The sequence below is a fragment of the Kitasatospora sp. NPDC058218 genome, assembly GCF_042882445.1.
In the GTDB taxonomy this organism is placed as follows: Bacteria; Actinomycetota; Actinomycetes; order Streptomycetales; family Streptomycetaceae; genus Kitasatospora.
The window spans coordinates 40,013-47,151 of sequence record NZ_JBHVWC010000030.1 but is presented as its reverse complement, the minus strand read 5'-3'; the positions used below and the strand labels follow the sequence as shown (position 1 = coordinate 47,151).

4 protein-coding genes and 1 tRNA gene are annotated in these 7,139 nt (G+C 75.2%); 3 read left to right on the top strand and 2 right to left on the bottom strand.

Annotation, left to right across the window (positions count from 1 at the left end; genetic code table 11):
- Positions 1-72: transfer RNA gene (locus ACFVYI_RS20270), tRNA-Val, on the top strand.
- Positions 73-407: 335 nt separating this feature from the next.
- On the opposite strand, the gene ACFVYI_RS20265 is transcribed toward ACFVYI_RS20270, so the two are convergent.
- A complete protein-coding gene (locus ACFVYI_RS20265; RefSeq protein ID WP_387887372.1) occupies positions 408-605 on the bottom strand; it encodes a hypothetical protein in 198 nt (65 codons plus the stop codon).
- Positions 606-1,056: 451 nt separating this feature from the next.
- Here ACFVYI_RS20265 and ACFVYI_RS20260 point away from each other — a divergent pair, with 451 nt between their 5' ends.
- Positions 1,057-3,141 carry a protein kinase gene (locus ACFVYI_RS20260; RefSeq protein WP_387887369.1) on the top strand — a complete coding sequence of 695 codons (2,085 nt, stop codon included), beginning with the start codon at positions 1,057-1,059 and terminating at the stop codon, positions 3,139-3,141.
- 147 nt (positions 3,142-3,288) lie between these two features.
- Here ACFVYI_RS20260 and ACFVYI_RS20255 read toward each other — a convergent pair whose 3' ends face one another.
- The gene (locus ACFVYI_RS20255) at positions 3,289-4,098 is read right to left on the bottom strand and encodes a TrmH family RNA methyltransferase (RefSeq protein ID WP_387887366.1); all 810 of its coding nucleotides are present in this window, start codon (positions 4,096-4,098) and stop codon (positions 3,289-3,291) included.
- 98 nt (positions 4,099-4,196) lie between these two features.
- Here ACFVYI_RS20255 and ACFVYI_RS20250 point away from each other — a divergent pair, with 98 nt between their 5' ends.
- On the top strand, positions 4,197-6,965 hold the full coding sequence (locus tag ACFVYI_RS20250; RefSeq protein WP_387887363.1) for a SpoIIE family protein phosphatase: 2,769 nt from the start codon (positions 4,197-4,199) through the stop codon (positions 6,963-6,965).
- Positions 6,966-7,139 lie beyond the last annotated feature (174 nt).

The following is a 7,139-nucleotide window of genomic DNA, read 5'->3' as shown; positions in this document are numbered from 1 at the left end:
GCGCGATTAGCTCAGCGGGAGAGCACTACCTTGACACGGTAGGGGTCACTGGTTCAATCCCAGTATCGCGCACAGTAAGGGCCGGGCCGGTTATCCGCGAGGATCACCGGCCCGGCCCTTTTGCGTGCTCCGGGGTGTCCGCGCCGGGGGCCGTGGGGGTGCGGGCCGCGCCGGGAACGTCTCGGGGGAAGTCTCGGGAGAAGAAGAGCCGCGTACGGACGCCCTCACCGACGTCCATACGCGGCATCTCCGCCTGCCGGGGTGCTCTGTGCACCGCTCACGCCCGTCCGCGTGTCATCGCGGGCACGGCCTTCCCCGGCGGCACCGACTCCCCGTCCCCAGGGGATCAGTGCCCGTTCAGTGGCCGGCCGGGGCTGGTGCCCGGCCGGGATTCACAGGTCCATCGGTCAGTGTTTGATCAGATCGGCGACGGCCTGGGCCTGGCTCGCCATCTGCTCCCAGCCTCCGAAGAGCATGACTAGCAGCACGGCGCAGGGCAGGGCGATGGCCAGCGCCACCGCCGGGTGCCTCGTCGGCTCCGCGGCCTGGCGCTGGGTGAAGGCCGGCCGACGGCGGCGGGGGGATCCCGTGAGCTGCGGTGCCATGCCCTCACTCCTGATTCCTGCGCTGCTTGGATCGTGCGCTGCTCGTGCCGACCGGTGGGCCGAAGTGGACGCGGTGGACGGCTTACCTCGGGGGACGAGTGCCCCGTCCACCGCTGAGCACAACGCTATGGCCCGAGGGGGTGGTCGGACGTCATGCCGTCGTACTGTTCTCCGGGCATCCCCGAGGATGACGCTCCGACTTGAGGAGTACTACCGCAGGGGGAGACGCCCTGCGCCGCACCCCCGGGGGAACCCTGAGAGCCGACCCCGAGAAGCGATTCGCCGCCCCGCGCGTGACTGTCAGTGCAAGATCGGACAATCGCACGGAGGGTTCAGGTGTTGCGTATCAGCACACCGCAGCAGGCAGTCCGTAAGCTGTGCCCGACAGGAACTGACGATGCCCCACACCGACGGGGCCTCATCCACAGGCTGACGGGGAACGATGATGGCGATGATGCGGCTGAGGCGTGAGGACCCCCGCATCGTCGGGCCGTACCGGCTGCACCGACGGCTCGGAGCCGGCGGCATGGGCGTCGTCTACCTCGGCTCGGACCGGCGCGGGCAGCGGGTGGCGCTCAAGCTGATCCGCGCGGAGCTGGCCGAGGACATGGAGTTCCGGACCCGCTTCGCCCGTGAGATCGCCGCCGCCTCCAGGATCCGGGGCGGCTGCACGGCACGGGTGGTCGGCTCCGACATCGAGACCGAACGCCCTTGGCTGGCCACCGCGTACGTCCCCGGGCCCTCGCTCTACAAGCGGGTCGGCGACGGCGGCCCGCTCGGCTGGCCGGAGGCCGCCAGGATCGGCGCGGCGCTGGCCGACGGACTGGTCAAGGTGCACGAGGCCGGGGTCGTCCACCGCGACCTCAAGCCCTCCAACATCCTGCTCTCGCCCCGCGGGCCGCGGATCATCGACTTCGGGATCGCCTGGTCCCGCGGGGCCAGCACGCTCACCCACGTCGGCACGGCGGTCGGCTCCCCCGGCTTCCTCGCGCCCGAGCAGGTCCGCGGCGCCGCCGTGACGCCCGCGACGGACGTCTTCGCGTTCGGGGCGACGCTCGCGTACGCGCTCACCGGGGACACCCCGTTCGGTTCGGGCGCCTCCTCCGAAGTGATGCTGTACCGGGTCGTGCACGAGGAGCCCGACCTGTCGGCCGTACCGCCGCAGCTGGCACCGCTGATCCGGGCCTGCCTGGCGAAGGAGCCCGCCGAGCGGCCCGGTGCGGCCGCCCTGCACGAGCGGCTGAGCGAGCTGGCGGCGCGCGGCACCACCGACGGCCCGACGGCGGAGCGGCCCGGCCGCGGGGCCGCCGGCCGCGCAGCCGCCGCCGGAGCCCGGCCGAGCACCCCCGGGCACGGCCCGGCCCCGACCCCGGGGCAGGCGGCCGCCGCCGCGCGCGGCGTACCCGCGCCGGGGCGGGCACCCGACCCGGCGGGCGCCTCGCGCGCCCGGGCCGCGGCGGCGAGCCGCCCGGCCGGCCAACACCCCGCCGCGCACCCGGGGGCCCACCCGGGAGCCCACCCCGGCACCGCCGCCCAGCGGCGGCCGCAGGGCAGACCCGGACAGGCGGCCACCGCGCCCATGCCGCGGCCCGAGGCGACCCACACCACCCGGCCGCTGCGCGAACGCCAGCAGACCCCGCCGCCGGGGCGGACCGGCGGGCCCGGCGGGCCGGCCGGTCCCCGCGAGCGCGAGCCGCGGCCGGACCGGCCGCGCGGACGGGCCGGCGACCGGCAGCACACGCCCGTCCCCGGCCGCCCCGGTACCGCCCGGCAGCGGCTGCTGCGCCAGCGGCTGATCGTCTTCGTCACCGTGACGGTCGGTGTGGCACTGGCGATCGCGGCGGCCCAGGGGTGCGAGAACCGGGACGACCAGAGCCTCGGCCCGACCCGCGGTGCCGGGGTGGCGGTCAGCGCCGCGCCCTCCCAACAGCCGAGCTCCGCCGCACCGGGAGCCGGGCTCTCGGCCGACGGCGCGGCCCAGTCCGCGACACCGTTGGCGGCCGCGGCCGCCGCGGCGGCGCACGGCAGTGCGGCGGCGGGTGACGGCGCGCTGGCGCCGCCCCAGGGCGCCGGGCCGGTGGTGGACTGGCCCAACCGCAGCTACCCCGATCCGGCGGGCGGCCCGGCGATCGCGCTGCGCGACGGGCGCTCGGCGGGGGCGGGCCCGCAGGTGGCGCTCAGCACCGTCCTCCCGGCCCGCTACAAGGGCGGGCCGGCGGCCCTGGTGGTGCTGCGCCGGGCGGAGGGCTCGGTGCCGGCCGACCTGGTCCAGCTGTTCACCTTCAACGGCGACGCGCCCGTGGCGCTGGCCTCCCGCTCGTCGGCCGCCGATCCGCAGGCGACGGCCACCTGGCGGCTCGACAACGGCGCGCTGGTCCGCGAGGAGCGGGCCTCCCAGACCGGCGCGGTGGCCTCCACCCGCTACACGGTGCGGTCGGACGGGACCATCGAGGAGTCCTGGCCCGGCGCCCCCACCCTGACCGTCACGCCGCCGCCCGCCGCCGCGCCCGCCCCGCCGACGGCCCCGGCGGGCTGACCCTCGGGCACCCGGCCGTCCGGCCCCGGGCCGCGTCGGGCCGCGTCGGGCCGCCCGTGCCGCGCGTGCACCGGAAGTCGGCCGGTCCGACTTCCCACTCCCCGCTCACGAGTTCCCCGGCCGGGCGCCGGGGCGGACGGGTGCGCGTCAGGCCGTGGCGGTGACGGCGTAGAAGGCCACGGCCGCGGCGGCGCCCACGTTGAGGGAGTCGATGCCGTGCGCCATCGGGATGCGGACGGGGTGGTCGGCGGCCGCGAGGGCCCGGCCGGTGAGGCCGTCACCCTCGGCGCCGAGCATCAGGGCCGCCTTGGGGAGGCGGTGCGGGGCCAGGGCCGCCAGCTCGACGGCGTCCTCGGCGGGGGTGAGGGCGAGCAGGCTGAAGCCGGCGGCGCGCACGGTGTCCAGCGCGGCCGGCCACGGCTCCAGTCGCGCGTAGGGGACGGCGAAGACGGCGCCCATGGAGACCTTGACGGCGCGCCGGTACAGCGGATCCGCGCAGTCGGGCGAGAGCAGCACGGCGTCCATGCCGAGCGCGGCCGCGCTGCGGAAGATCGCGCCCAGGTTGGTGTGGTCGACCAGCCCCTCCAGCACGGCCACCCGGCGGGCTCCGGCCAGCAGTTCGGCGGCGTCCGGCAGCGGCCGGCGCTCCATCGAGGCGAGCGCGCCGCGGTGGACGTGGTAGCCGGTGACCGCCTCGGCCAGCCCGGGCTCGACCACGTGGACGGGGGCGTCGGTCCCGGCGATCACGTCCGCCATCACGTCCAGCCACTTGGCCGTCAGCAGCATCGACCGCATCCGGTAGCCGGCGGCGAGGGCCCGGCGGATGACCTTCTCGCCCTCGGCGATGAACAGGCCCTCGGCGGGCTCGCGGCGGCGACGCAGTTCGACGTCGGTCAGACCGGTGTAGTCGCCTAGGCGCGGGTCGGCGGGGTCGGTGATGGTGCTGGGTTCGGACACCCTGCGATCTTGCCAAGCCGGAGTGGAGAAGGCCAAACGGCCCAGGGATGGATGTGCCTGGCCTTGGCCTGTAGGTCTATGGAGTGCAAATATGACGTATGGCCCGTTTTCCGGGCCGATCATGGGCTCCGTCGGCCGATGGCACTTCCGGTTCCGCCATCTCCTCCCGTGCCGCTGGTACCGCCGGCTCCTCCGGTGGGCGCCCACACGGTCGGCAACAGCAGCCGAATGGCGCTCGGCCGAGGCCGGTGCGGCGCCGGTCGGTGGCCGGGCAGGTCTTCGCGCTGCAGGTGCTGGTGGTGCTGCTGCTGGTCGCCGCCGCCGTGATCGCGCTGGTGGTGCAGTCCCGCAACGACGCCCGGCACGAGGCGACCAACCGGTCGGTGGCGGTCGCGCAGACCTTCGCCAACTCGCCGGGCATCGTCGAGGCGCTGCGCTCCCCCGACCCGACCGCGATCCTCCAGCCGAAGGCGCAGGCCGCAGCGCTCAACGCGGGCGTGGACTTCATCGTCGTCCTCAACACCGACGGCATCCGCTACACCCACCCCAATCCGGCCCGGATCGGCCAGAAGTTCGTCGGCAACTACGAGCCCGCACTGCAGGGGCAGGTGGTGACCGAGCAGGTCAACGGCACGATCGGACCACTGGTCCAGGCGATCGTGCCGGTCCGCGCACCGGACGACTCGGTGGTCGGCGCGGTCTCGGCGGGGGTCACGATCGCCAACATCAGCAGCGCGAGCGAGCGGCAGCTGCCCGTGGTGCTCGGCGCCGCGGCGGTCGCCCTGGGGCTGGCCACCTGCGGGACGGCGCTGGTCAGCCGGCGGCTGCGGCGCCAGACCCACGGGCTGGGCCCCGCCGAGATGACGCGGATGTACGAGCACCACGCGGCGGTGCTGCACGCCGTGCGCGAGGGTGTGCTGATCGTCGCCGGCGACGGGCGGCTGCTGCTCTGCAACGACGAGGCGCGCCGGCTGCTGGACCTGCCCGCCGACGCCGAGGGGCGGCTGGTGACCGAGCTGGGCCTGGACCGGGCGCCCGAGGAGTTGCTCACCGCCAACCGGCCGGTCACCGACGAGGTGGTACTGGCCGGTGAGCTGCTGCTGGCCGTGAACGTCCGGCTGACCGACCGCGACGGCGGTCCGCCGGGCTGCGTCGCCACCCTGCGTGACTCCACCGAGCTGCTGGCGCTGTCCGGGCGGGCCGAGGTGGCGCAGCGGCGGCTGCGGCTGCTGTACGACGCCGGGGTGACGGTGGGCAGCTCGCTCGACGTGACGCGGACGGCCCAGGAGCTGGCGCAGGTGGCGGTGCCGCGGTTCGCGGACTTCGTCAGCGTCGATCTGGCCGAGGAGGTGCTGGAGGGTGACGAGCCGCCGCAGGGGCAGGCGCTCGGGCGGATGCGGCGGGCGGCGTTCAGCGGCGTCCGGGACGACTCGCCGTTCTACGCGGTGGGCACGGTGGTGGAGGTCGTGCCGTCGACACCGCTGGCGGGGGCGCTGGACACCGGACTGCCCGGCTTGGAGCCGCGGCTGGCGGAAGCGGAGGCCTGGCGGGCGCAGGACCCGGAGCGGTCGGTACAGGCACTGGAGTACGGGGTGCACTCCCTGGTCCGGGTGCCGCTGCGGGCGCGCGGGGTGCTGCTGGGGGTGGCGCGGTTCTGGCGGGCGGACCGGGCGGAGCCGTTCGACGAGGAGGACCTGGCGCTGGCCGAGGAGCTGGTCTCGCACGCCGCGGTCTGCATCGACAACGCGCGCCGCTACACCCGCGAGCACGCGATGGCGGTGACGCTGCAGCACAGCCTGCTGCCTCGCAGCCTGCCCGCGCAGAACGCGCTGGACGTCGCGCACCGGTACCTGCCGGCCCAGGCGGGGGTGGGCGGGGACTGGTTCGACCTGATCCCGCTGCCGGGCGCGCGAGTCGCACTGGTGGTCGGGGACGTGGTGGGGCACGGGCTGCACGCGGCGGCGACGATGGGCCGGCTGCGGACGGCGATCCACAACTTCTCGACGCTCGACCTGCCGCCGGACGAGCTGCTCGGGCACCTGGACGAGCTGGTGAACCGGATCGACCAGGAGGAGTCGGCGACCGGTGGTTCGGCGGCGGTCACCGGCGCGACCTGCCTGTACGCGATCTACGACCCGGTGTCGCGGCGCTGCACGCTGGCCAGTGCGGGGCACCCGCCGCCGGCCCTGGTCGGTCCGGACGGACGGGTGGAGTTCCCGGAGCTGCCGACCGGGCCGCCCTTGGGGCTGGGGGTGCTGCCGTTCACGACCACCGAGCTGGACGTGGCGGAGGGCAGCCGACTGGTGCTGTACACCGACGGGCTGGTCGAGGACCGCGAGCGGGACATCGACGAGGGACTGGAGATGCTGCGGGCCTCGCTCGCCGGACCGCCCCGGACGCCCGAGCAGACCTGCGCGGACGTGCTGGGCGCGATGCTCCCGGCACGGCCGCAGGACGACATCGCGCTGCTGGTGGCGCAGACCCGGGTGCTGGCGCCCGACCAGGTGGCGGAGTGGGACGTGCCCTCCGATCCGGCCGCGGTGGGCGAGGTGCGGGCGGCGGTGGCGGAGCGGCTGGAGCAGTGGGGGCTGGACGAGGCGGCGTTCGTCACCGAGCTGATCCTGAGCGAGCTGGTGACCAATGCGATCCGGTACGGGCGGGGGCCGATCCGGGTCCGGCTGCTCCGCGACCGGGCGCTGATCTGCGAGGTGTCCGACGCCAGCAGTACCTCGCCGCACCTGAAGTACGCGGCCACGACGGACGAGGGCGGGCGCGGGCTCTTCCTGGTCGCGCAGTTCGCGGACCGCTGGGGCACGCGTTACACGGCCAGCGGCAAGGTGATCTGGACGGAGCAGCCGCTGGAGTGACGCGGGGCGGGCGTGGGGGGTGCGGTGGCGGGCGTGGCGGGGCGGAGTGGGGGGGGGGGGGGGGGCCGGGACCAAAAAAAAAAAAAAAAAAAAAAAACAAAAAAAAAAAAAACCGGGGGCCGCGGGGGGTCACCCCAACACAAGGGGGCGGGGGGTGGGGTGGGGTGTTAAAGA